The organism is Candidatus Palauibacter sp. (genome assembly GCF_965222475.1).
Lineage (GTDB): Bacteria > Gemmatimonadota > Gemmatimonadetes > Palauibacterales > Palauibacteraceae > Palauibacter.
On record NZ_CBDCUB010000001.1, the window covers coordinates 310,143 to 333,579 of the forward strand.

A 23,437-nucleotide genomic window follows, 5' to 3' on the forward strand; every position below is an offset into this window, starting at 1 on the left:
CTCGAGCCCGCGCTGCGGGGGGCGCGGCGGAAGATGGCGGTGGGGCAGGTCGGGAAGAGGCGTCCCGCGCGCGGGGCATCGTCATGGCCTCGGCGCGGCGTAGAGTGGACACCGCGAGAGCGCGCGCGAGGCGCGAACGCAAGAAGGCGTACCGGGGCCGGGCGGGGGCGGAGGCGCGGCGACCCCGTCGGGTGGCGACGGGAGCCGCAAGGCGGGGGACAACCCGCGCCGCACGGCCGGCCGCGGCGCGGGAAGCGCCGGCGCCCGCGGAGCGGGCCGGACGGGCCGGACGGTCGAGGGCTGTGGATCTGCTCGCGTGTCCAGGTACTCGTGTGGACAAGGTCGCTCCTCGCTGACTCGGTGTGGAGTCGTCCGGTTGGCTTTCGGCGTTGCCGTGCTTGACCGCGCCCGATAACTGGAGCCATCGCGAGCCGAACGCTTCCGATGCCCAGGGCGCGATCGACTCCAAGCGCGTCCCATTCCCGCATCGGAACGCAGTCTCCTGCCGAAAGGACACGGGGCGCGGTCTCCCGCGCGGCGCGCACGTCGGGGGGCCATCCTAGCCGAAGGCTTCAGTGCAACTGCAACGTGATCACGGCCCGGTACTCCCCGGGGTCCCTGAGCGCGTAGTCCTCGCCCGTGACCTGCACGACGCGGACCCGGTAAAGGGGCAACTGGCCGCGATCCGGCACCTTGAACTGCATGAGGGGACCCGACCGCAGCGACCCCGCCACCACGACCTGATGCCGCCCGGGCGCGCTGGATTCGTACAAGTCGAGACCGGGAGCGCGGACGGTCTCGATGCCGGGACCTTCCAGCTCGATCAGAACGCCGATGTCGCGAGCGGCCGCCGGCCCAGTCCACTCGACGGTGAGGAAGCCCGGACCCCGCACGGCGGCGGCCGGGGCGGCCGGCCCCACCGAACCGTCGGTGCAAGACCAGGCCATGGTGGCGGCGAGCAGCATGGCGAGGGCGTAGCCGGCCTTGCGCGCACGGCGGCGCATGCCCCGGACCGGTGACCGCCCGCGGCGCCCGGAGTCGCCCCGTTTCGGCTGCTTCGAGGTTCGCCGCCGTCCGGCCGCTGCGACGCCGAGCAGGGCGGCGGAGGAAGCGGGACCGGGATCCGTGGAGGATCTTCCGCAGCGCGCCTCGCCCCGCCGGCAGCGCTCGATCCAGGAGAGCACGTCCCCGAGGTCGTAGCCGCCGTTCCGGTTGCCCAAACGGTCGAGGGCGGTCAGTTGGGCCTCGCTCAGCCTCCGCTCGCCGAACAGCGCCTGGGTGGCCTCCTCCGGGGTCACGCCGTCCGCCACGGCCAGCGCGGCGTCTAGCGCGTCGTCTGCTACGACTCCCTTGGCCGCGTCCCCCGCGCTCGACGAGGCCGCGTCGACGACCGTCGCCGACAGCGAGTGCGACAGCGGCTGGCCGTCCCCGGTGCAGATCGCGTCAACCGCGTCGCAGTCGGTCGTCTCCGGCAGCGTGATGCTCACCGTGTCGTTCGCCGAAGCCGGCTCGACCGTGATGTTCCATGCCTGGTTGCTGCCCTGCTGTTGGCGCTGGGCCCTCTTCACCTCGCCACCGGTCACCGACGAACGCGGTGTCGCGAAGCGTCACGTAGCTGAGCTCGACGTTTTCGCTGAACGCCAGCCCGAACGTGAACTCCGCGCCCGTGTGCGAGGCGGGCATGTTGCTGAAGCTCGCCGTCAACGACACGTCGTCGTCGACGATCGTGCCCGTGCCCGTGGCGTCGCCCAGCGTCGCGTTCGCCGGGCTCGACAACGTCAGCGTGAAGGTCTCGTCCTCCTCATCGACCGAGTCGTCCGTCGTCGCAACGCTCACGGTCTTGGAGGTCTCGTTCGCCGCGAACGTCAGCGCCCCGGACTGCGCCGTGAAGTCGGTCCCGCTCGTCGCCGTCCCGCCCGACGTCGCGTACTCGACCGTGACCTGCTGGCCGCTCGCCGCCGACAGCGACACCGTAAAGGCAACCGCATCGCCCTCGGCCGCGCTCGCATCGGACACGCTCACCGCCGGAGTGCTCACCGGGCCCGCGACCAAACTCGACAGCGAGTGCGACAGCGGCCGGCTGTCCCCGGTACAGATCGCGCCGCTCGCGGCACAGTCGGTCGTCTCCGGCAGCGTGATGGTCACCGCGTCGTTCGTCGAAGTCGGCTCGACCGTGATGTTCCATGCCCGGTTGCTGCCCTGCTGCTGGCGCTGGGCCGTCTGCACCTCGCCACCGGTCACCGCGAACGCGGTGTCGCGCAGGGTCACGTAGCTGAGCTCGACGTCTTCGCTGAACGCCAACCCGAACGTGAACTCCCCGCCCGTGTGCGAGGCCGGCATGTCGCTGAAGCTCGCCGTCAATGGCGTTGTTGCCACGTCATCGTCGTTGATCGTGCCGGTCGCCGTCGCGTTGCCGAGCGTCGCGTTCGCCGGGCTCGACAACGTCAGCGTGAAGGTCTCGTCCTCCTCCTCGACCGAGTCGTCCGTCGTCGCGACGCTCACGATCTTCGAGGTCTCGTTCGCCACGAACGTCAGCGTCCCGGAGTGCGCCGTGAAGTCGGTCCCGCTCGTCGCCGTGCCGCCCGACGTTGCGTAGTCGACCGTCACCTGCTGGCTGCTCGTCGCCGAGAGCGACACCGTGAAGACCACCGAATCGCCCTCCGCCGCGCTCGCGTCCGAGACACTCACGGCCGGCGGCTCCGCCTGGTCCTCGGTGTTGCGGATCGTCCCCGTCGCGACGGAGTCCGCGATGAGCACGCCGGCCTCCTCCGAGCCCCACGCACGACTAGTCCGGTTGTACGGGGGATCGGCGTTGGACAGCCGCAACGTGAGCGTTTCCGGGGTGTCCTGCACCGTGTCGTCGATGACCGGCACCGAAACCGTCTTCGCCGTCTCGCCGGACGCGAAGGTCAGCGCGCCGCTCGTGTCCGTGTAATCCGAGCCCGCCCGCGCGGTGCCGTCATGGGTCGCATAGTCCACGGTCACCGTCCATGCCGCCGCCGGCGCGAGCGTCACCACGAAGTCCAGCGACGGGTCCTCGCCCTCCGTCGCCTCGGCGTCGGCCACCGCGAGCTGCTTTACGACGCCGACGCCGGATGACTCGATGTTCACACCGATCGTACCGTATGCTGGGCCGCTGTTCACCCACTCCTCCCCGCGGAACACCATGAACGACATCGTCTCCTGGTCCTCCTCCTGGCCGTCGGCAAGCACCTTCACGGTCACGTCCAGGGAAGTTGAACCGACCGGCACCTCCAGGTCGAAGTGCTGCGCGGGGAAATCGCCGCCGTAGTTGAGGAACGTGATGTCCTTCGTGTATCCCTGTACGTTGTTGCCGTCCACCCGAATCTCGTAGTCTTCGGGATCCGCCCCTTCGATGGTCGTGGACGCGAACTCGATCTGGCCTATGACCGCCAGGGTCAGCGGCTCCGGCGCCGAGTAGAAGCCGACCGCGTTGCTGGTGGCGATGCCCAGCGTCACGTCCTCACCCTCGTGGACCGAGCGCCGGTTCGTCGACACCGACCAGCGCGGCGCCTCCGGGGTCTGCCGAATCTCCGCCGCCCTCCCGAAGCCGCTGCCGCCGCGGCGGACGCGGAGCTCGAACGCGTAGCGCGTCCCGTTCTCGAGCCCGGTCACCGTGTGGCTCCGCGCGTTCGGTCCGCCGGGGATGTCCCGCCACTGGCCGTACTCCCCGCCCTCCGCCCCGTAACGGAGCTGGTAGGCGAGGTCGGGATCGCCCGGCACCGCCGCCGGCGGCTCCCATTCCAAGTGTACTTCGCCGTCGCCGCGGCGCGCCTTCAGCGAGCCCGGCGTGCCGGTGGCGTAGGTCACGGTGATCGCCGCCTCGTCGCCGTCGCCGTAGCCGAATGTGAGGCCGTTCACGGCGCGGACCTCGAACGTGTACTCCGTCCCTTCGGTGAGCCCGGTCACCGTGTGGCTCGTCGTGGTCGGCCCGCTGCCGTCGATGTCCTCCCACGTCGTCAACGCGGAAACGGACGGACCCGCCTCGTGGCGCACCTGGAATTTCGTGATGTCGTCGCCGTTGTGCCACGGGGTCTCCCACGTCAGGTCCATCGCGCCGACGCTGGCGCCGGGTCTGGCCGCGAGGCTCCCCGGCGCCTCCGGGGCGGTGGGGGTGAGGTTGTTGTACACCTCGATGTCGGTGAACGACGCCACCTCGTTGTCCGACGCGTCCTTCAGCGGGTTCGACGCGGGTTTCGTGTAGGAGATGCTGAGGTGCTCGCCGGGGCGCAGATACGGGTCCGTGCTGAACCCGACGAACACCACGTTGTCGCTGATCGTCACGCTGGTGACGGTGATGGTGAAGGTGCGCACTGTTACTTCGACCGTGACCGTGAATTGCGACTTGTCCGGCACCGAGGTTTGGTCGAGGTCCTCGCTGAAGGTGAGTGCCACCGTTCTACCGAAAATTAGGACCGTACCACCGTCCAGGTCCAGCGTCGGCGCGGTGGTGTCCACGAGGCTGACGGCCGTCCCGAGCACTTCGGCGATGCCGTTGCCCAGCACGTCCGTGACCGCGTCCGCGGCCAGATCCACCGTGATATCGGTGTCGGTACTCAGCAGGGCCGTCATCAGCGTGATCTCGACCCTGGTGCTGTTGGTCGAGTTGATCGCGGCCCCCGTCGTGGTCTGGTCCGTGCCGCCCTTCTTCACCGTGATCTTGGTGTTGTCGACCGTGCCGATGGCCTCGCTGAAGGTCAGGATCACCTTCGTGCCGTCGGCCGAGGTCGTCGGCGCATCGGTTCCGGTGGTGACGAGCGTCGGGCGGACGCCGTCGACCTTGTGCCCGGCGTCGATCGACACGGCGCTGTGGTCGAGGTCGGCGGCGGTCGTGCTGCCGGTGGCCGTGATCGTGCCGCCGTTCAGCGTCAGCGCGTTCGCGGGGACCCAGATCCCGTCCGTGTCCTCGTTGCCCGCCGCCACCTCGTAGTCGAACTGCAACGTCTGGGTGCCGCTGCCGCTCGCGTAGTTCGCCTGCAGCGTATCGGTGCCGATCTCCAGCCCCAACTGCGGCGTGCCGGTCACCGTCACCGCCGCGCTGAACGTCACGTTCACCGATATCGTGTCACCGAGGTTGTACGTGCTGTCTAGCGAGACCCTGCTTATTGCGAGGACCCTCTCCGCCGTCTGGGCGGAGGCGTCGCCGGGGGCGAGCAGCGCCATCCCGGCGAGGACGGACAGCGCGAGAGCGCGCGCGAGGCGCGAACGCGGGAAGGCGTACCGGGGCCGGGCGCGGAACGCGCCGGCGCCCGCGGAGCGGGCCGGGCGAGCCGGAAGGTCGGGGGCTGTGGATCTGCTCGCGTGGCAAGGTGATCGTGTGGACATGGTCGCTACTCGCTGACTCCGTGTGAGGTCGTGCCGTGGGCTCTCGGCGTCGCCGTGCTTGACCGCGCCCGACAACTGGAGCCGTCGCGAGGCGAACGCGCGCGATGCCCACGCGGTAGAACCGTTGCTGATCCTCGAGCGGAACCAGAGGAGGATGCCGTCCCAGTGCTTCCCGATGGTCTTCGCCGCGTCGATCGGGACCGCGGTGTGGTCGAGGTCGGCGCTGACGGTCGTGCTGCAGGTGGCCGTGATGGTGCCGCCGGTAAGCTTGTTCACCGTGATCGCGATGCCGTCCGGGGCCGAGTCGCCATCCGCCACCGTGTAGCTGCACACCATCGCGGTCGTGTTCGTGGCGGCCGCGCAGGCTGCCGCTTTCGCGGTGCCGTCAAAGTCCAGCTCCAGCTGCGGGGTGCCGGTGATGTCGACCGCCGCGTCGAAGGTCACCGTCGCCTCGACCTCGACATCTTCGCCGCGGTGGTAGGCGGTGTAGACGGGGGTGGAGGTCAGGGCGATGCCGGGTCACCGTGGGGCGGTCTGGATGAATTTTCATGACTATGAATGAACGGATGGGGGCGAGGATTTCCAGATGGGTTTTTCCCTGGCTCTAGTGTCACGTCACACATCAAACGTCGGATAGAGACGCTTGAGCTTGACACGTGCGTCGTCCGTGGTGAATTGCCAGTTGACCTTGGCTTGGATTCGGTCTCTGGCCGCCTGCCAGGCGGCGACTTCGGCGCGTAGGGTGTCGATGGAGTCGATGCGGCGATTGAGGCATTGGCGGATCATGACGTTGAGTTCGACCTCGGCGACATTCAGCCAACTGCCGTGCTTGGGAGTATGGACGAACTCGAAGCGATCCCAAAGCGCCTTGGCCTCGGCGGGTTCGAAGGTTTCGTAGAGCGCGCCGGGGCGGTGCGTGTTGAGGTTGTCCATCACCAGCGTGATTCGGGTGGCGTCGGGGTACTGCGCGGCGATGTCGCGCAGGAAGCGGGCCCAGTCGGTTTTGGTCCTGCGCTCGGTCACCTTGGTCTGGCGTCGGCCGGCCAGTGGTTCGGTGGCCATGAACACGTTGCAGGTGCCGAGGCGCCGGTACTCGTAGTCTTCGCGGGCCGCCCGCCCCGGTGCCGGCGGGACGGGCGTGCGCGTCTCGCCGATCAGCTGGCGCGGCGTCTCGTCCATGCACACCACCGGGAAGTTCGCATCGTACGGACGCCGGTAGACGTCGAGCACCCGCTCCATGCCCGCTGCGAAGTCGGCATTGCGCCGCGGCGGGATCACCCAGCCGACGCGCCGCCACGGTTTGAGGGCGTTTTTTTTAGCACCCGCCGCACCGTCTCGTGCGAGACGCTGTCGATATAGCCAAGTTCCACCGCGCGGTCCGCCAACAGGCGCAGCGACCACTGCGCGCGCCCCTCGGGCGGATCGCCGCAACTGAGCGCGACCAGCCGCGCCTCGAATTCGCCGTCCGCCTTGCGAAGGTATTTCGCGCGACGACCCTGCCGGCCCCCAAGCGCCGCATCCAGACCGTCCTCCACAAACCGCTTCTTGACCCGGTCCACCCTGCGCGCGCTGATCCGCAACACCCCGGCGATCGCCCCGCCGGTCGTGCGCCGCTCGTTGAACTCGCCCTCGTCGCAATTGAGCAGAACCAGCGCGTTGATCACCTTCCGCGAACGATGCGAACCCTTGCGTGTCATCGCCGCCAACGCCTCGCGCTCCCCCGCTTCCAACTCCACCGAATACCGTTTCATGCCAGCCTCCCCGCCATCGTGAACCGGCAAGAAGTCTATCACGATCCTTACGACATATCACGTGTGACATGACACTAGGAGCAATTCATTTCGGGGTACGGCGCGATCGATTCGGGGGGCGCGTCCCATGCCCGCATCGGAACGCGGTCTCCTGCCGGAAGGACACATCGAGGGCGCCTTCAGGGGGCGACGGGTCGGGGTGTCGAAGGCGCCAGCGTGCAGCCGGCCGTCGCTGCGGCCCGACGCCCTCAGCCGTAGCCCTGGCCTCGCGCGGCGGGCTACCCGGCCGCATCGCTCTTTCGCGTCTCGGCCCGGAGCCAGTCCAGAAACGCCCGCGCCTCGGGCTTCTCCCCGGAGCCGGGAGCGATGGCGAGGAAGTAGCGCGCCGGGGCCGCTACGGGCGGCTCGAACAGCGCCACCAGCGTTCCGCGCTCGAGATAGGGCGCGATCAGCAGGGAGTGACCGAGCGCGACGCCCATGCCCTCGAGCGCCGCCTGGACCATCATCGAGTACAGACGGTATCCCGACGCCCGGGACATGTCCGGCGCGCCGGCCTCCCTGCAGGCCAGCCAGTGCGCCCAGTAGTCCTCCCAGGCCAGGTCGTACAGCAGCGGCCATCCATGCAGATCGGCCGGGTGTACGGGCCGCCCCTTCGATGCGAGCAAGCCCGGGCTGCACACCGGGACGAGTGTCTCCTCGAACAGCACCTCGCTCTGCACGGTGCGCGGGACCCCGGCGACGAATGCGATCCAGACGTCGAACGCGCGCCGTGCGGGATCGACCTCATGGTGATCGGTCTCGAACTCGATGACGATCTCGGGGTGTGCGCGTCGGAACGCGGCGAGCCGCGGCATCAGCCACAGTTCGGCGAAGGCCTCCACTGCGACGAGCTTCAGCGCCCCGGCGTTCGCGCCGGCACGAAAGCGCTCGGTGGCGTTGTCGAGGGCGGAGAGGGTGTGCTGGACCTCCACGAGGAACGCCTGCCCGCGCCTGCTCAGGGCGACCCCTTGCGGTTGGCGTTCGAACAGCTGCTCCCCGAGGTAGTGCTCGAGCGTCCTGACACGATGGGCGACGGCGCCGGACGTCATGCCGAGTTCGCGTGCCGCCTTGGCGAAACTCTGGTGCCGCCCGGCCACGTCGAAGAAACGAAACACCTCGAGCGGCGGCCTGCCTGCCGCCTCATCCATAATGCCGATCCCGGCTCCCGCTCAGACAACTCCTCTCTGCCAGCACTCGCGGGCCCAACCACGCGGGAACTTGTTCAACCCACTCAAGACATCTTGAACGGGTAGTCTGAGGACTTCAAGATGGTTGTTCTTCTAGCCCTAGGCGCAAGTTCATTCCGGGCGCGGCACGATCGATGCCGGATTGCTCCACCACGTAGAGGAGGATCTCCTCGAGTTCGTCCTCAGCGGCGTGGCTGAGCCGGTAGCCCGCCGGCACTCAGCCCTGTTCCTCGATTCGCTCTCTCAACCGCTGCATGGCTGTGGGACCCTCCGTCACACGGTCGTCCGGGACTTCGCGAAGAGCGGTGTCGGCGAGTTGGCGGAAATGGGCTCGGACACGGTCCAGGAGTACGGGTGGGATCCTGTCCCTTTCCTCTTCGCTCAGCCCCTCGTAGACCCATTTCTCGAGGAGCCTGCGGTGCTCCGCTTCCTCCAGCAGGCGCAACCCGTGCCGCACGACTTCGCTTGCGGTGCGGTAGTGCCCCAGCGAGACCAATCGCTCGATGAAGGCGTCCTGCTGCGGTGGAAGCGAGATGTTCGTCTCCTATTCCCCGTTCGAAACATCGACCCCCCGCAACGACGTCCATACTCTCCACACCCACTCGACCCGCAATGGGAAGGGGATTTCGTGCGCGGACTGCGTTCCATCCCGCTGGCTCTCACATGCGCGCTCCCGCTCGCGCTCCCGGCGCAGGAGCCGGAGCCGGTGGCCCGGCCCCCGGGAGTCGTCACCGTCGACATCGAGGATCTCACGGCCGAGATCCGGAAGATCCTCGACGAGAACCGAATCCCCGGCGCCTCGATCGCGCTGGTCGACAGGGACCGGACGATCTGGGCCGGCGGCGTCGGAAAGGCGGACGTCGCGACCGGAGTCGACGTGACGGCGGACCACCTGTTCCGGGTCGGCTCCATCTCGAAGAGCTTCACGTCGCTGGCGGTGCTGCGGGCCGTTGAAGGGGGTCTCCTCGACCTCGACACGCCGGTGCGCGCGCTGGCCCCCGAGGTCGGCTTCAGCAACCGCTGGGAGGCGACGCACCCGGTCACCGTGGCCACGGTCATGGAGCATACGGCGGGGTTCGACGACATCCACTTCCGCGAGTTCGCGAAGGTCGATGATCCCGGGATCACCCTGTTCGAGGGCCTGGCCTACAACCCCAACTCGCGGATCAGCCGCTGGCGGCCGGGCACGCACATGTCGTACAGCAACTCAGGCCCCGCGATCGCCGCGTACATCGTCGAGAAGCTCACGGGGGGGAACTTCGAGGACTACGTGCGGGAGCAGGTGTTCGACCCCCTTCGCATGGAGAACTCGACCTTTCGCCTTCCGGACGATCCGGCCCTGCTCGCGAAGGGCTACGGGGCGGACGGGGTCACCGAGGCGAACTACGACCACATCATCCTCAGACCGTCCGGCGCGTTGAACACGTCCGCAGCGGAGATGGCGCGCTATCTGCGCATGATGATCAACCGGGGAACGCTCGACGGCGTCCGGCTGCTCGCCCCGGAGACCATCACGCGGATGGAGACGCCGACGACGACGCTCGCCGCGCGCGCGGGCTTCACCTACGGCTACGGACTCGGCAACCGGGCGTTGATCGTGAACGGGCACGTGTTCCACGGCCACGGCGGGGGCATCACGGGGTTCTCATCGAGGAGTGCCTATTCTTCCGATCTCGGCGTCGGGTTCTTCGTGTCGGTCAACAGACCGAGCGGCGGGATCGGGGACATCTGGGACCTCCTCGCCGAGCGGCTGACCGAGGGGTTCGAGAAACCCCCCGGCGCGGTCGCGGCACTCTCCGACGAGGAACTGCGAGCGATGACCGGCACGTATCAGAACGTGACGCCGAGGCTCCAGCTGACGTATGTCCTCAGTCGCTTCTTCGACATCCGGCGCGTCACTCTCGAGGAGGGAAAGCTCTTCATCCAGGGAATCGGCGGCGACCGGAAGAGAGAACTCGTTCCGGTCACGGCGAAGAGCTTCCGGTACGAAGATGAGCCGGTGGCGAGCGTATTCAGCGTCGTCGATGAAGATGGACATCAGGTCCGCCAAGCCGGACCCAACGACCGGCGGGTCTCCGCCGTCTGGCCGGCCTTCCAGCTCTCGGCCGCCGGGACGACGCTGGCGCTGCTGATCTCGGCCCCGCTCTTCGCGCTGGTGTGGGTGCCCGCCAGGTTCCTGGGCCGCATGAAGACGATCCCTCTCCGCACGTTGCTCCTGCCGCTGCTGGCGACGCTCGCGCTCGCCGTCTCGTTCATATCGTTCATCCTGCCGTTCGCTGTGGGCGGCGTGAGCGAGGCCTTCGGCAAGTTCTCGGGGGTGTCTTTCGGGATCTTCGTCGGGTCGCTGGGGTTCGTGGCGCTCACGGCGCTGAGCCTCTACGTCTCGTTCCGCTCGCCCGCTGCCGAGACCGGGCGGTTCGTCCGGCTACACGGCAGGCTCGTGAGCCTCGCCTGCACCGTCGCACTGATCTACCTGTGGAGCCACGGATTGATCGGCCTCCGGACCTGGGCGTACTGAGTCGGCGTCGCGGCGTTCCCGCGGGAACATTTCCGCAGTCGGCGTGTTGACAAAACGCACACAATGTGTGACTAATGGCACATGGCCGTGGGCTTCGATTGGAACCTGGAGAAGAACCAACAACTCGCCGGGCAACGGGGCATCTCGTTCGAGCGGGCCATCTCCGCGATCGAGCGAGGCGGCCTGGTGGACGTGCTGGAACACCCCGACCAGAGGCGGTATCCGGGCCGGATGATCTACGTCGTGGACATCGAACGGTACCTCTATCTCGTGCCGTTCGTGACCGCCGCGGACGGCACGCGGTTCCTGAAGACGATCATCACCAGCCGGAAGGCGACGCGGGACTATCAGAGGAGGCGATCGCCATGAGCGACCAACTGAACCAGGAAGAGCGGGAGATCCTGGAGAAGTTCGAGCGGGGTGACTTGCGCCCCGTTTCCGGCGTCGAAGTCGAAATGACGACCGCCCGTGACGCGGCCCGCACGACCTTCAAGAAGACCCGGCGCGTCAATCTTCGGGTGACCGAACGCGACTTCGACCTCGCCTACGCGCGGGGTCGAGAGGAGGGAATCCCGTACCAGACGCTGCTCTCAAGCGTGATCCACAAGTACCTGTCCGGTCGCCTGACCGAGGAGAGATAGCCGTGCCGCCGCCGACAGTCACCTACCAGCTCAGAGTCGTCCTGAAGGGGACGAGCCCTCCGATCTGGCGCCGTGCACCGTTCGCGTGCCGTCTTCCGGGCAGTGTGTACAACGTCGAGTATGGTCACTGCCTGGGCGGGTTCGTCAACGAAATAGTAGAGGACGTGCCTCATGACGAATCGCCCACGGATGTCCTCTTCCTCGAAATTGCCCACCACAGGGAACGCATGCGGATGAGTTTCGAGCGTAGCCACGCAGCGCATGATCTTCGCAAGCCAATCGCCGGCGCGGCCGCGACCGGCATCCTGCGCGATGTAGTTGGTGATCTCGCGAAACGAAGCAAGCGCTCTACGTGAGAATGCGACTTCGTAGCGCGTCACAGCTACACGTCGAGTTCATTCGCCAGCCGTTCGATAGCTTCCCTCGCGGGGATGCCTCGCTCGCCTGCCCTGTAGGCTCGGAGCGCCTCGCGCCACAGGTGGCCACGCTCGACCGAATGGATCAGGAAGTCGTAGCGCTCCGGACTCATGACGACCATCGCGGCTTCGCCGTTCTGGGTGATGGTCTCGACCCGCCCATCCCGGATCCGCTTCAGATGTTCGCTTGTGCGCTGCCGGAAATGACTCAACGGGTACGTGTCTTGAGTGCGGTGCACGGTTCCTCCATACGTTATTCATACTGAATTCAGTATGGTAGGAGTTGAGCCGCGCGTCAACCCGGGAGAGGTGCCAGACGCAGCCGGCAAGCCGAGCACGTTCCCGCGGGAACGTCTCCACGAGGTCGCTTCGAGACTCGTCAGCTGGGGCCCAGCGACTTGTGCGAACCGTGTGCTCGCCCGCAGGGTCCACGAAGCTCGGGCTCTGGCATGAGCCGAGCCCCGACACCGACAGCCCCTGAGCGGAATCGCGGAAACGGAGTAGTGATGTCCCGAGCTTTGCAGGGTCCCGTCACGGCGGTCCTGGCGGCGGGCCTTTCCGTCGCCAGCTTCGGTTGCCGCCAGGCTCCTCCGGGGGCGGCATCCCCCCTGGTCACCGTCGATTCGGCGGGGGTGGAGATCCTCCGCCTCTCCGATCTGCACGCCCTGGACCTTCCTTCGATCGAGGCGCGCCTGGTCTACTCCACGGCGGCGGACGTTGAACTCGCCAGCGTAGCGGGCGCGGTCTTCCTCCCGGATTCGTCGCTGGCCATTGCCGACCGCCAATCCGCCGAGATCGTCTTGCTCGAGCCGGACGGACGTGTTCGCGCGCGCTCCGGCCGGGAGGGGGAAGGGCCGGGAGAATACACCTTCATCGAACGGATCGGCGTCGGCGCGGATGGAACCCTCTTCGTCTACGATCGACGCCAGCGGCGCTTCACATTTCTCGACTCCCGGGGCGAGCTGACCGGCGTCCAGCAACTCGAACAGGGCACGGGGCTCGGAGCGGCCGTGCCCCTCGTACGTCTGGCAGGCGGGGAGGTTCTCGCCGCGTTCGAGACGCGGCCACCTCTACCCCCGGGGTTGCAGCGGGCCCCGGTCTTTCTCGTGTTCGCCGACGCCGCGGGGGTGATCGTCGACACTTTGGCGCAGCGGGCCGGCAAGGAGCGCCACGTCACGCGGGACGGGTGGAACCCGGTCATGTTCGGGGCCACGGCGCTCTTTGCGGGACGCGGAGTACACGCGCTCATGGGGACGAACGATTCACTGGACGTGACCCTCTACCGGGGCGTGGAGCCGGTGACCCGGATTCGCGGAGCGTATTCCCCTCGCACGATCACCGCCCCGGAACGAGACGCCTTGACCGAGCGCTCTCTCGGAAGGTTCCCGGAGGAAGTTCAGGCCAGCTGGCGTCGAAGGCTGGATGAGTCGACCGAGCGCGAGGCGTATCCGGCCTACGAGGCGCTCGCCGTGGATCCCGCGGGCAGGATCTGGATCGGAGATTATCCCCCGCCGGCCGATCCGGAGCGCCGATGGACGGTTCTGGAACCCGATGGGCGTCCGGTGGGTGTCCTCCGTCTCCCCGTGCTGCACGCCAGGTGGGGGCCCCTGGAAACCGTCGCCATCACGAGCGAGCCGCACGAGCTGGTGGACGTCGCCCACGGCCGCATCGCCGTCCTCCGCCGCGGCGAGTTCGACGAGGAGTTCATCGAGGTGTACGAGGTCGAGCTTCCCGGGTAGGCAGGACACCGTCGCCCGACGGCGTCCCCCGCCGCTGTGCTCCCCAGGGGTTACATTCGCATCGTCCGATTCGCCAGTTCCGAGAGGAAACGAGGTTCGAGGCAACATTGAACACGAACGCGATACATCGTTGGATCCCCCCCTCCATGCTGGCGGTGCTGGCGGTCGCGCCCGCCATGGCGTGCGGCGGGTCGGATGGAACCACACAGCCGATCGCACCTCCGCCGGTCGTACGGAATCGCCCCCCGACGGCGGTCACCATCCCGACCCGGGAAGTGGTCGTAGGCGACACGCTGCGCCTCCCCGCCGCCGACTACTTCACGGACCCGGACGGGGACCGGCTCAGTTACCAGGCATTCACCTCGAACGATGAAGTGGCGGTCGTCCGGGTCGAAGGTGACTTCCTCGTCATCGAGGCGCTGGCCCGCGGGCGTGCCGTGCTGGCGTGGTGGGCGGAAGACCCGTCCGGCGCGAGCGCGAGTACGCAGTTCGTTCTCCATGTGGTCCTGCCGCGCTCGGAAGACCATGCCGTATTGGTCGCGCTCCACGAGGCGCTCAACGGCCCGGAGTGGGGACGCACGGAGAACTGGCTGAGCCATGAACCGATCAGCGAGTGGGAAGGCGTGAGCACGGACGGCGACCGGCGGGTCACGAGCCTGTGGCTGTCATACAACAACCTGCAGGGCGCCTTCCCGTCCGAGATAGGTCGGTTGACCGGACTTCAGTCCCTCGGCCTGGCCGGAAACAAGTTGACCGGTACCCTCCCCGAGGTACTGGCCAACCTGCCGGGCCTCCAGTCGTTGTCCATTAACCACAATCAGATGAGCGGGGATCTGTCGGTGCTCGACAGGCTCGACCAGTTGACCGATGTCAACGCGCGCAGCAACTCGTTCACCGGCCCGATCCCCGAGTCGTTTACCAGGCCCCGCAACATGTGGGCCATCGACCTGGGCAAGAACCGCCTTACCGGCTCGATTCCCGCCGGCCTCGGCAACCTGAGCAAGACGCACACGCTGTACCTGGACGGCAACGAGTTGACCGGCCCCATTCCGCCCGAACTCGGGCAGTTGCCGCTACTGTCCCAACTGGACCTCGGAGACAACAACCTGACGGGTCCGATCCCGCCCGAACTCGGACAATTGTCGTTCCTCTATACGCTGGACCTCGGCGACAACAACCTGACGGGTCCGATCCCGACCGCGCTGGGGAGCCTGCCCCGGATCTGGGACCTGTTCCTCGGCGGAAACGACCTGGAAGGAGGCGCGCCGGCGGAACTCTCCTATCTGCGGGGTTCGCTTGAAGTGCTGGATATCTCGCGGAACCCGAAGCTCACCGGTCCCATCCCGTCTTCATGGACGGACCTTCGTCTCCGGCGCATGATGGCGAACGACACCGACCTGTGCCTTCCGTCCACGGAAGAGTTCCGTGAGTGGCGCATGTGGACGCCGCGCGTCATGGTGCGGCCGTGCGGGGCGGGCGCCTTCCCGCTGTACCTGACACAGGCGATCCAGTCGTTCGACTACCCTGTACCGCTCGTCGCGGGTGACTCGGCGCTCCTGCGCGTGTTCCCGACCACGGACGGGGATGGAACCTTCCCCGCGGTCACCGCGCGCTTCTACCTGGATGGCGCGGAAGTCCATGTGGTCGACATCCCCTCGCGCGCCGACCCGATCCCCGCGCGAGTGGACGAGAGCGACCTGTTGAACTCGGCCAATGCCGTGATTCCCGCCGACGTCATCCAGCCGGGGCTCGAGGTCGTGGTCGAGGTCGACCCGGACGGCGAAGCCGATGCGTCGCTGGGGGTGACGCGACGCATCCCCGAGACCGGCCGCATCCCCGTCGACGTACGCGCCATGCCGGCGTTTCACATGATGGCGGTTCCGTTCATTGTCGACGCCGCGGACGACGCCCATATCGCGCAACTGGTCCAGGACCTGCACCCCGATCACGACTACCTGTGGCCGATGCGGGACCTGATGCCGATCGGCACGGTGGAGATATACCGGCACGATCCCGTCCAGGTATCGGCCCCGAGCGTTTGGCAACTTCTCGATGAGATAGAAGTCATCCGCGTCCTGGAAGGGACGAAGCACTACTACGCGGGGTTCGTGAACGCCAACGGCAACGGGATCGCGTGGATCGGGGGCAAGGCCTCGGTCCAGGACCCGGAGAAGCCCGAGGTTCTCGCGCATGAAATCGGGCACAATTTCAGCCTGAATCATGCGCCCGCGTGTGATGCGCCGAGCGTCGATCGCGCGTACCCGCATGTGGACGGGACTACGGATGTGTGGGGCTACGATTTTCGTGCCGACTCCCTGCGCCCTCCCGACTGGCCCGACGTGATGGGCTATTGCGAGTCCAACTGGGTGAGCAGCTACCACTTCGCCAACGCCATGGCGCATCGCGGGCGGGTCGAGGCTTGGGACAGCGCGTCTCCGGCGCGCGTAATCCTCGTGAGGGGCGGCGTCGACGGAGAGGGCGCGCCGTATCTGCGCCCCGTGTTCGATCTCGAGGCGTATCCGTATCTGCCGCGGGAAGACGGACCCTACACGGTCACCGGCTACGCGGCGGATGGCGCGGCGCTGTTCTCGTACCGGTTCGACATGCAGCGCGCGGCGGACGGCGGCGGCGCGGGTTTCGCGTTCGCGCTCCCCGCCGAAGCCCGGCGGGGTGGCCGGCTGGCGCGGGTCACGCTCTCCGGGCCGGAAGGGACCGTGACGCTGGACGGTGCGACCGATCGGCCCTCGGCCATCGTGCGCGACCGGTCCACCGGCCAGGTCCGTGCCATCCTGTCCGAACGCACTCGAGGGTCGCTCGCCCGATCCGTGGACGCGCTCCTCCTCGACGACCCGACACTGGACGTGACCCTGAGCCGAGGCATCCCGCGCTGAGCAGGGGCATCGATGCATAGTCGCCTGGCCGCAGTCCCCGTCCTCGGGATATGGCTCGTCACGAACGGCTGCCAACCCGGCGACGCTCCGATCCACAGCACCTTCCTCGTCCGCGACAGCGCCGGAATCGAGATTGTCGAGAGCACGGCACCGGAGTGGACCGGCGATGCCTGGCGACTTTCCGACACGCCGAGTCTGGTCATCGGGCGGATGGAGGGAGATGAGCGCTATCTCTTCGGGAGGGTCGCCGGGGCCATGGTGCTGCGCGATGGCCGGATCGCGGTCCTCGACGGACAGAGCGCTCTGATCCAAGTGTATTCCCCCGAGGGGGAGCACATCGAGGACTGGGGAGGACAGGGGGAGGGCCCGACGGGCGACGAAGAGGGGCCGTCCTCCATGACGGAGTTCTTCGTCTTCGGCGGCGATGGCCGGCACCCGGGCGTCGTCGAAATGCACAGGAATCTCCGGGTGTTTCAAATTGGAGCGGAGTTCATTCTCGGGGCGGTGAGGGACGATCTCGGTGTGGACTACGTTCACATGTATCGGATAGAAAAAGTGAGGCGGGCGGATTTGGAGCTTCGCGACGGTTGGCTCGGGACCATGCGACGGGAAGGCGGGAGGAGCGCGCTTCTTCTCAAGGCGGCCGTCTCGCTGACGCTGGCGATGGGGATCCCGCAACCCGTGGCGGCGCAAGATGCGCCGTACCGGATGGGGTGGGTCACGCCGGAAATCGTGTGCCGCGCCGGGCCCTCGTATTCCACGGATGCAACGTCCTGTCAAGCCGCAACCGGGGGCACGCTGAAGTCGTCGAGGCGTCAGCCATCCGTCGCGGTGGATCTGGTCGCGACGCTCGCCGGAGTGAGCGATGAAGACAAGGCGCCGCTGGTCCATGCCCTGGGCGCACTGGAGGCGTGTGCGGCGACCATGCGATCGCGCCCCGGACCAGAATCGGACGGGGGAGTGGGAGGCGTGATCCCCCTTCGCTGACGCGGGGCGAGGGGTACGAGCTAAGCTAGTTCACCTGGAACGTCACCCACTGCGAGACCCAGACCGCCGTGACCCTGTCGCGGTTCATGGCGGGACTGAACGTCATCGTCGGGGCCACCTTCCGCGCCGCCTCGTCGAGCACAGGGTTACCGGAAGACGCCTTGATCTCGACCTTCTCGACGATTCCGTCCTCCGTCAGGTACAGCCACAGTTCGACGCGTCCTTCGATCCCGGCTTCCTTCAGCGTGCGCGGGTATTCCCGTTCCAGCACCCGCAGTACCTCAGCCTGATTGAGCAGGACGGGGTTCGTGTCGTAGGGGATCACCGTCGGGCGGTCCGCCGGATCGGCAGCCGCGGGCGCGGGGGGAGGAGGCCCCTCCGGGAAGTAGTCGGGGGTCGTGGGTGCGATCGTGATGTCCGGGGAGATGTCGACCCGGGAGACCCTGGGCATGGCCGGACGTTGGATCGCCTCCGGCGGAGGCGGCATCCTGACCTCCGGCGGGAGATTGATCGACTCCATTTCCGTAACGACGACGCCCATGTCCGCGGCCTCGAACGGCTGCACGAGGACGAAGAGCCCCAGGTGAAGAAAGACCGCGACCAGCAAACCCACGCGTGTGCAGTGCGGGCTTGCCATCTTGAACCTGTCGTTCGCGGTGAGACGAATGCCGGTGCCTTCCATCAGAATCACCTCCCCGGTTTCTTGGCGGGCCCCCGCATAGCCCGTCGGCTTACGGGAGATCGGCTGGTTCAGAGACCGGCCGGCGCCGCCCTTGCCCGACATTGACCCAGACTCCCGGCGGGCGGCTCGGGTCACATCCGATGGACGCGGCCCCCGCTCAGACAGCCTTCGCGTTTCAGCGCACGATCTCGTAGCGGACCACATAGGGGATGTCGAGCGCGTCCCTCTCCATCACCCGGCATTCGGATGGGTTCGCGAACGCCACATACGAGCGGGAGGGAAGCCGAAGCCGGCCAGCCGCCGATCCCGAGCCGTCCAGAACTCCCGCAGAGCGTCCGGTGGGTGTCCTCCGTCTCCCCGTGCCGCACGCCAGGTGGGGGCCCCTGGAGACCGTTGCCATCACGAGCGAGCCGCACGAGCTGGTGGACGTCGCCCACGGCCGCATCGCCGTCCTCCGCCGCGGCGAGTTCGACGAGGAGTTCATCGACGTGTACGAGATCGAGCTTCCCCGATAGGGCGGGACGACGGTCCCGCCTCGGGATCTTCCCGCGCACTCTTCGGTAGGACACCCGATTGCGCCACCACTCGGCCCTGACGCGAAACCACGGAGGGAGACGATCTCATGCGAGACGAGCGCAGGCCCGTGCTCGGAGTACTCCTGCTGGCCATGGCTTCAGCGACGATTCACGGCGAGGCCGGCGGCCAGGGCGTCGCGGGCACTGCGGGCGACGCACCGAACTGGACGGTGAGCCCGGAAGCGGAGCGCGTACACGGCTGGATGGAGGGAGAGCCGGACAGCGATTTCTCGGACATTGTCGGCGTGATCCATGGCCCGGACGGAAGCATCGCCGTAGCGGATCGTCTGCTGGCGCGGATCACCGTCTTGTCCGCCGGCGGGACGGTCCTCGCCGCGATGGGGCGCGAAGGTGATGGGCCGGGAGAATTCCGCAGCCTCTCGGGGCATCGTCGTGGACGGAGAGGGTCGGCTCTTCACGTTCGACGACATGCATCAGCGGCTCTCGGAATGGACCTTCGACGGCACGTTGGTGAGAGATACGCGACTCAGTCGCGAGGCAACTGCCTGCTGGCCGGTGCCAGCGACGAACCGGTTCTTCGGATCTTCGACCCAACCGGGGCAGCGCTCGGTGAGTTGCGCCTCGAGATCCGGGTGGATCGTGCGACGGAAGACCACCGACAGGAGTGGGTCTCGGAGTCCATCGCGTCGTTCGCGCGTCTGTTCGGGGACGAGGTGGGTCCCCAGCAGCGCCAGATGATCGAGGGGATGGGAGAAGCAATGGGGATGGCCGAGCGGATCCCGTTCGCCCACGACCTCATCGTGGACGACCTGGGATATGTGTGGGCCCAGCCTCATGAACTTCCCGATGGCCCGGGCAGTTCCGAATGGCGGGTCTTCGCGGAGACCGGCCAGGCCATCGGCACCGTTCACCTGCCCGTGGGTCTTCGCGCGCTGGCCATATCGACGGACGCCGTCGTGGGCGTCCGGACCGATGATCTCGGCCGACAGTTCGTGCAGGTCCACGCCCTGGACCGCCGCGGCGATGTCGAGAGCCGCCCGCTCCCCCCGGGGTGTGGCTGAGCCCGTAGCCCGCCGACGCCCCGGAGGACGTTCCCGCGGGAACGTTTTCTGTTGACAAAACGCACACAATGTGTGACGATTGGCTATGAGCGTTGGCTTCGATTGGAACCCGGAGAAGAACCGGCAACTTGTTGAGCATCGGGGCATCTCGTTCGAGCGCGTCATCTCCGCGATCGAGCGAGGCTGCCTGGTGGACGTGCTTGAACACCCCAATCAGGAGCGGTATCCGGGCCAGTTGATCTACGTCGTCGACATCGAACGATATCTCTACCTCGTCCCGTTCGTGACCGCTGCGGACGGCACGCGGTTCCTGAAGACGATCATCCCCAGCCGGAAGGCGACGCGGGACTATCAGAGGAGGCGGTCGCCGTGAACGACCAACTGAATCCGGAAGAACGAGAGATCCTGGAGAGCTTCGAGCGGGGCGAGTTGCGCCGCGTTCCCGACGTTGAAGGCGAAATGGCGACCGCGCGTCACGCGGCCCGCACGACCTTCAAGAAGACCCGGCGCGTCAATCTTCGGGTGACCGAACGCGACTTCGACCTCGCCCACGCTCGGGCGCGTGAGGAGGGGATCCCGTACCAGACGTTGTTGTCAAGCGTGATCCACAAGTACTTGTCCGGTCGCCTGACCGAGCCGAGATAGCCAGGAGCGGCCCAGCCGCCGCGGCCAGGCCCCGCAGGTGCATTGTCGCGGACTCACCACGCCCCAGCCCAGTATGGAAGTACCGGGAGCCGCCATGTCGAACGTCGGTCCGGCAGACAGCGAAATCACACTGACGCTGCCCGACGGCTCCCGGCGCACCGTCGCGGCCGGCACGCCCGCCGCAGCGGTCGTCCGCTCGATCAGCGAGGGGCTTCTGCGGCACGCGCTCGCCGTGGATGTGGACGGGGAGGTGCTCGATCTCGTCACCCCCCTTCGGAAGGGCGGCGCCTTCCGCGTGCTCACGGCCAGGGACGCGCAAGCGCTCGCCGTCCTCATGAACCCTTCACGCCGGCGGACCTCGAGGCGGTCGAGGAGGAGATGCGGCGCGTTTCCGCGGAAACGTGTCCCTTCGAGCGCGAGGAGTTGAGCCTCGAGCGGGCGCGCAGCCGCATGGCCGACGACCCCCTCAAGGTCGAGCGTATCGCCGACTTCGATGCGTGCTCGGAAAGCGGCTCAACCTCTTCCACTTCCATCCGTCCGCGCCGGGCGCCGTCTTCTGGACGCCCCGGGGCACGGTGCTCTACCACACGCTACTCGGGTTCGAGCGTGCGCTCCAGCGGCGGGATTTTCTCGAGGTCAAGACGCCGCTCATGTACAACAAGGCGCTCTGGGAGACGCTCGGATCTCGTCCACGCTCCCGATCGTCACGACGCGGCGGAGGGTCCACTCCGGTGGCTGGCCCGGGACCTGGTCAGGCGCCCCCGAGCCGCCGCACGCGAGAGCGAGCCCCGGAAGGAGGCACGGGAGGAGGGATTCGATGGTCCGTCGCGCTCGCGTGGCGTGGTCGCCTGTCACCGCACGTTTCCGCGGGAACGCCTCGGCAGCCACCGGCCGACCCGCTCCCTGTAGGCCGCGTACTCGTCGCCGAACTTCCGGGTGAGCTGCGGCTCTTCGTAGAAACGCACGAAGAGGGAGAAGATGACGAACCAGGCGGCCGCGTACGCCGCGAGGATGCCGGCCCCGAATAAGACCGCCCACCCCGCGATCACGCTCAGCACGCCCACGTACATGGGATTTCGCGAGTAGCGGTAGAGCCCCCGGATCACGAGCCGTTTCGGCTGGTCGATCGGCGCCGGCGTCCCCTTGCCGGCCACCACGAAATCCCACGCGCAGCGCAGGAAGATCGCGGCCCCGAGCGCGAGGAGGAGGAGAGCCGCGCCCAGCGTCACTCCGCTGGCGGCCGCGCGCCCGCGGACGATGAGGAGCGGGAGGAACACGGCGACCATCCCGGGCGCCACGACGGAAAACAGCGCGGTCTTCAGGAACAGCTTCGTGTTGTGCTTCATACTCCGTCACCCTACGCGACGGAGCGTCGGGTCGCACGCTACCGGCACGCTACGGGCAGAGACGGGCGGTCCCTCGGGCCGGCTTCCGGGGGAGGCGGAGGAAGTGCCCGCCCCGGAACCTCGGTCGCCGGCGATTCGTCGGAGATCTCGATCTGGGGATCCTGGGGGCGGCCGGCCGGGCGATCGCTTCCGGCGGAGGCGGGATCCTGACCTCCGGCGGGAAGTTGATCGACTCGATTTCGTTGGCGCCGCCCCCCAGGTCCGCTGCCTCGAACGGCTGCACGAGGACAAAGAGCCCGAAGTGGAGACAGACCGCGACCAGCAAGCCGACCTGTGTCCATTTCGGGCTTGCCAACTTGAACCTGTCGTTCGCGGTGCGCCGAATGCCGGTGTCTTCCATCAAAATCGCCTCCCGGTTCCTGGCAGCGCCGCGCAAAGCCCCTGCTGTGTTCAAGGTTCAAGCGGCGGCTTCCCGACTATCCCGGAACGGACCCCGCCGGCTCGTGTTTGTTTCGCCCCGGCGCTCACCGAGGCCGGTGGAAGAAGACGGTTTCGGCGATCCGCTCGAAGAGGTCCCAGCCCAGGAGTCCGGCTTTCAGCGCCCGAGCCACGGGGAGGTGGTCGAAGCCCCAGCGCGCGGCGCGTTTGAGGGCGAGGTTGGGATACGCGCGGCGAAGGACGGCGCCGGGGTGGGGCCCGCCGTCCAGGTGATCCGCGAGCGCGTCCGCGGCGAGCTTGCCGAACCGATAGGCTTGATGGATGCCACCGGCGGTGAGGGGTGACACCATGCCGGCCGCGTCCCCGACGAGCAGGACGCGGTCCGCGTAGAAGTTCCTGAGCAGGCCGCCGACCGGGATGACGCCGCCGCGTTTCTCCAGCACGCGTCGCCCGGACAAGCCGAACAGATGGTCGATCTTCGCGCTGAACTTCTGCACGTCCGCCCTGCGGTCGCGATAGACGGCCAACCCCACCTGGGTCGCCGAGACGCCGGGCACCACCCACCCGATGTAGCCGGGCGCGCACTCCGGATCGATGAAGCAGTGCAGGCAGTCGCCGTCGCCGCTCCGGGGTTCGTACTCCCACTCCACTCCCTTGAGAAGCCGGCGGTTGCGGTCGAGGCCGAAGCTCTCGGCCACTCTGGAGCGCGCGCCGTCGGCCCCGACCAGGAACCGGCAGGTGACGCCGGGACTGTCGCCGGAACTGACGCCGGAAGCGGCGCCGGAACCCGCGAGCGTCAGCGGAATCCGTCCCGGCTCCACGCCCTCGTAGAGTGCCCCGAACCGGACTTCGGCGCCCGAGCGCCGGGTCTCGTCGACCAGGTGTCGCATGAGCCCCGCGGTGTCCGTGGCCATGAAGAAGTAGGCGTCCCGCTCCAGTTCCACGAAGCGGTGGCTCGGGTCGTAGACTCGCACGCGGCTTATCCTGCGGACCAGGGACTGAGGTGCGGCCCATTCGTCCCACGCCTCCTTGACCAGGATCCCGGTCGTGTGGATGCGCTCCCCCGGCTCGGACTGCCGCTCCACCACGAGCACGGAGAGGCCGCGCTCCGCCGCCCGCCGGGCGCAGGCGAGCCCCGCGAATCCGGCCCCGACCACGACGAGATCGTAGTCGGCGGACTCCTGTAGCGGGCCGATTCCCGTCAAGGTCCGTCT

General features: G+C 67.8%; 22 protein-coding genes. 11 read left to right on the top strand and 11 right to left on the bottom strand.

What is annotated here, in order from left to right; translation table 11 throughout:
- Positions 1-572 precede the first annotated feature (572 nt).
- From ACOQPP_RS01330 to ACOQPP_RS01350, 5 genes are all read right to left on the bottom strand, one after another.
- On the bottom strand, positions 573-1,487 hold the full coding sequence (locus ACOQPP_RS01330) for a hypothetical protein (protein WP_420635723.1): 915 nt from the start codon (positions 1,485-1,487) through the stop codon (positions 573-575).
- Positions 1,444-5,790, bottom strand: coding sequence for a Calx-beta domain-containing protein (locus ACOQPP_RS01335; RefSeq protein WP_420635724.1), 4,347 nt, complete (start codon positions 5,788-5,790; stop codon positions 1,444-1,446). The genes ACOQPP_RS01330 and ACOQPP_RS01335 overlap by 44 nt, the downstream gene beginning before the upstream one ends.
- A gap of 171 nt (positions 5,791-5,961) precedes the next feature.
- Positions 5,962-7,097 (bottom strand): IS630 family transposase gene (locus ACOQPP_RS01340; RefSeq protein WP_419165592.1). Its coding sequence is split into 2 segments (ribosomal slippage): positions 5,962-6,665 and positions 6,665-7,097, totalling 1,137 coding nucleotides; the frame shifts between segments, so codons are not numbered across the junction.
- A 278-nt stretch (positions 7,098-7,375) separates the two neighbouring features.
- Positions 7,376-8,284: a LysR substrate-binding domain-containing protein gene (locus ACOQPP_RS01345; protein ID WP_420635725.1), complete on the bottom strand. Its 909-nt coding sequence runs from the start codon at positions 8,282-8,284 to the stop codon at positions 7,376-7,378.
- A gap of 256 nt (positions 8,285-8,540) precedes the next feature.
- Positions 8,541-8,858, bottom strand: coding sequence for a type II toxin-antitoxin system ParD family antitoxin (locus tag ACOQPP_RS01350; RefSeq protein ID WP_419164127.1), 318 nt, complete (start codon positions 8,856-8,858; stop codon positions 8,541-8,543).
- Between the two features lie 93 nt (positions 8,859-8,951).
- Here ACOQPP_RS01350 and ACOQPP_RS01355 point away from each other — a divergent pair, with 93 nt between their 5' ends.
- The 3 genes from ACOQPP_RS01355 to ACOQPP_RS01365 all read left to right on the top strand — a co-directional run bounded on the left by ACOQPP_RS01355 (position 8,952) and on the right by ACOQPP_RS01365 (position 11,482).
- Positions 8,952-10,841 carry a serine hydrolase domain-containing protein gene (locus tag ACOQPP_RS01355; protein WP_420635726.1) on the top strand — a complete coding sequence of 630 codons (1,890 nt, stop codon included), beginning with the start codon at positions 8,952-8,954 and terminating at the stop codon, positions 10,839-10,841.
- 81 nt (positions 10,842-10,922) lie between these two features.
- Positions 10,923-11,210, top strand: a complete 288-nt coding sequence (locus ACOQPP_RS01360) for a toxin (RefSeq protein WP_419164067.1) — start codon at positions 10,923-10,925, stop codon at positions 11,208-11,210.
- The gene (locus ACOQPP_RS01365) at positions 11,207-11,482 is read left to right on the top strand and encodes an antitoxin (protein WP_420635727.1); all 276 of its coding nucleotides are present in this window, start codon (positions 11,207-11,209) and stop codon (positions 11,480-11,482) included. The genes ACOQPP_RS01360 and ACOQPP_RS01365 overlap by 4 nt, the downstream gene beginning before the upstream one ends.
- Here the strand turns inward: ACOQPP_RS01365 and ACOQPP_RS01370 are convergent.
- A complete protein-coding gene (locus tag ACOQPP_RS01370) occupies positions 11,386-11,862 on the bottom strand; it encodes a type II toxin-antitoxin system RelE/ParE family toxin (protein WP_420635728.1) in 477 nt (158 codons plus the stop codon). The two genes, ACOQPP_RS01365 and ACOQPP_RS01370, sit on opposite strands and share 97 nt — an antisense overlap.
- Before the next feature lie 2 nt (positions 11,863-11,864).
- A complete protein-coding gene (locus ACOQPP_RS01375) occupies positions 11,865-12,137 on the bottom strand; it encodes a type II toxin-antitoxin system prevent-host-death family antitoxin (RefSeq protein ID WP_419164071.1) in 273 nt (90 codons plus the stop codon).
- Positions 12,138-12,404: 267 nt separating this feature from the next.
- On the opposite strand from ACOQPP_RS01375, the gene ACOQPP_RS01380 reads away from it, so the two are divergent.
- From ACOQPP_RS01380 to ACOQPP_RS01390, 3 genes are all read left to right on the top strand, one after another.
- Positions 12,405-13,637: a hypothetical protein gene (locus ACOQPP_RS01380; protein ID WP_420635729.1), complete on the top strand. Its 1,233-nt coding sequence runs from the start codon at positions 12,405-12,407 to the stop codon at positions 13,635-13,637.
- A gap of 146 nt (positions 13,638-13,783) precedes the next feature.
- Positions 13,784-16,528 (top strand): M66 family metalloprotease, encoded by a 2,745-nt coding sequence (locus ACOQPP_RS01385; protein ID WP_420635730.1) that lies wholly within the window; start codon positions 13,784-13,786, stop codon positions 16,526-16,528.
- 12 nt (positions 16,529-16,540) lie between these two features.
- Complete coding sequence (locus ACOQPP_RS01390; RefSeq protein WP_419164074.1) at positions 16,541-17,515, top strand: hypothetical protein; 975 nt, start codon at positions 16,541-16,543, stop codon at positions 17,513-17,515.
- 25 nt (positions 17,516-17,540) lie between these two features.
- On the opposite strand, the gene ACOQPP_RS01395 is transcribed toward ACOQPP_RS01390, so the two are convergent.
- A complete protein-coding gene (locus ACOQPP_RS01395) occupies positions 17,541-18,299 on the bottom strand; it encodes an energy transducer TonB (RefSeq protein ID WP_419164075.1) in 759 nt (252 codons plus the stop codon).
- 236 nt (positions 18,300-18,535) lie between these two features.
- On the opposite strand from ACOQPP_RS01395, the gene ACOQPP_RS01400 reads away from it, so the two are divergent.
- The 5 genes from ACOQPP_RS01400 (at position 18,536) to ACOQPP_RS01420 (ending at position 20,866) form a co-directional block, all read left to right on the top strand.
- A complete protein-coding gene (locus tag ACOQPP_RS01400) occupies positions 18,536-18,712 on the top strand; it encodes a hypothetical protein (RefSeq protein WP_420635731.1) in 177 nt (58 codons plus the stop codon).
- 107 nt (positions 18,713-18,819) lie between these two features.
- Positions 18,820-19,794, top strand: coding sequence for a hypothetical protein (locus ACOQPP_RS01405; protein WP_420635732.1), 975 nt, complete (start codon positions 18,820-18,822; stop codon positions 19,792-19,794).
- An 85-nt stretch (positions 19,795-19,879) separates the two neighbouring features.
- On the top strand, positions 19,880-20,167 hold the full coding sequence (locus ACOQPP_RS01410) for a toxin (RefSeq protein ID WP_419164077.1): 288 nt from the start codon (positions 19,880-19,882) through the stop codon (positions 20,165-20,167).
- Positions 20,164-20,439: an antitoxin gene (locus tag ACOQPP_RS01415; protein WP_419164078.1), complete on the top strand. Its 276-nt coding sequence runs from the start codon at positions 20,164-20,166 to the stop codon at positions 20,437-20,439. The genes ACOQPP_RS01410 and ACOQPP_RS01415 overlap by 4 nt, the downstream gene beginning before the upstream one ends.
- Positions 20,440-20,533: 94 nt before the next feature.
- Positions 20,534-20,866, top strand: a complete 333-nt coding sequence (locus tag ACOQPP_RS01420; protein WP_420635733.1) for a hypothetical protein — start codon at positions 20,534-20,536, stop codon at positions 20,864-20,866.
- A gap of 424 nt (positions 20,867-21,290) precedes the next feature.
- Here ACOQPP_RS01420 and ACOQPP_RS01425 read toward each other — a convergent pair whose 3' ends face one another.
- The 3 genes from ACOQPP_RS01425 to ACOQPP_RS01435 form a co-directional block, all read right to left on the bottom strand.
- On the bottom strand, positions 21,291-21,785 hold the full coding sequence (locus ACOQPP_RS01425; RefSeq protein ID WP_420635734.1) for a methyltransferase family protein: 495 nt from the start codon (positions 21,783-21,785) through the stop codon (positions 21,291-21,293).
- A 49-nt stretch (positions 21,786-21,834) separates the two neighbouring features.
- Positions 21,835-22,185 (bottom strand): hypothetical protein, encoded by a 351-nt coding sequence (locus ACOQPP_RS01430; protein ID WP_420635735.1) that lies wholly within the window; start codon positions 22,183-22,185, stop codon positions 21,835-21,837.
- A gap of 124 nt (positions 22,186-22,309) precedes the next feature.
- Positions 22,310-23,428, bottom strand: a complete 1,119-nt coding sequence (locus ACOQPP_RS01435; RefSeq protein WP_420635736.1) for an NAD(P)/FAD-dependent oxidoreductase — start codon at positions 23,426-23,428, stop codon at positions 22,310-22,312.
- Positions 23,429-23,437: the final 9 nt, after the last annotated feature.

Coding starts and splice junctions, on each gene's coding strand:
- ACOQPP_RS01345 (WP_420635725.1), bottom strand. CDS start 8,284: ATGGATGAGGCGGCAGGCAGGCCGCCGCTCGAGGTGTTTCGTTTCTTC.
- ACOQPP_RS01360 (WP_419164067.1), top strand. CDS start 10,923: ATGGCCGTGGGCTTCGATTGGAACCTGGAGAAGAACCAACAACTCGCC.
- ACOQPP_RS01365 (WP_420635727.1), top strand. CDS start 11,207: ATGAGCGACCAACTGAACCAGGAAGAGCGGGAGATCCTGGAGAAGTTC.
- ACOQPP_RS01380 (WP_420635729.1), top strand. CDS start 12,405: ATGTCCCGAGCTTTGCAGGGTCCCGTCACGGCGGTCCTGGCGGCGGGC.
- ACOQPP_RS01385 (WP_420635730.1), top strand. CDS start 13,784: ATGCTGGCGGTGCTGGCGGTCGCGCCCGCCATGGCGTGCGGCGGGTCG.
- ACOQPP_RS01390 (WP_419164074.1), top strand. CDS start 16,541: ATGCATAGTCGCCTGGCCGCAGTCCCCGTCCTCGGGATATGGCTCGTC.
- ACOQPP_RS01395 (WP_419164075.1), bottom strand. CDS start 18,299: ATGTCGGGCAAGGGCGGCGCCGGCCGGTCTCTGAACCAGCCGATCTCC.
- ACOQPP_RS01405 (WP_420635732.1), top strand. CDS start 18,820: ATGCGAGACGAGCGCAGGCCCGTGCTCGGAGTACTCCTGCTGGCCATG.
- ACOQPP_RS01410 (WP_419164077.1), top strand. CDS start 19,880: ATGAGCGTTGGCTTCGATTGGAACCCGGAGAAGAACCGGCAACTTGTT.
- ACOQPP_RS01420 (WP_420635733.1), top strand. CDS start 20,534: ATGTCGAACGTCGGTCCGGCAGACAGCGAAATCACACTGACGCTGCCC.
- ACOQPP_RS01425 (WP_420635734.1), bottom strand. CDS start 21,785: ATGAAGCACAACACGAAGCTGTTCCTGAAGACCGCGCTGTTTTCCGTC.
- ACOQPP_RS01430 (WP_420635735.1), bottom strand. CDS start 22,185: ATGGAAGACACCGGCATTCGGCGCACCGCGAACGACAGGTTCAAGTTG.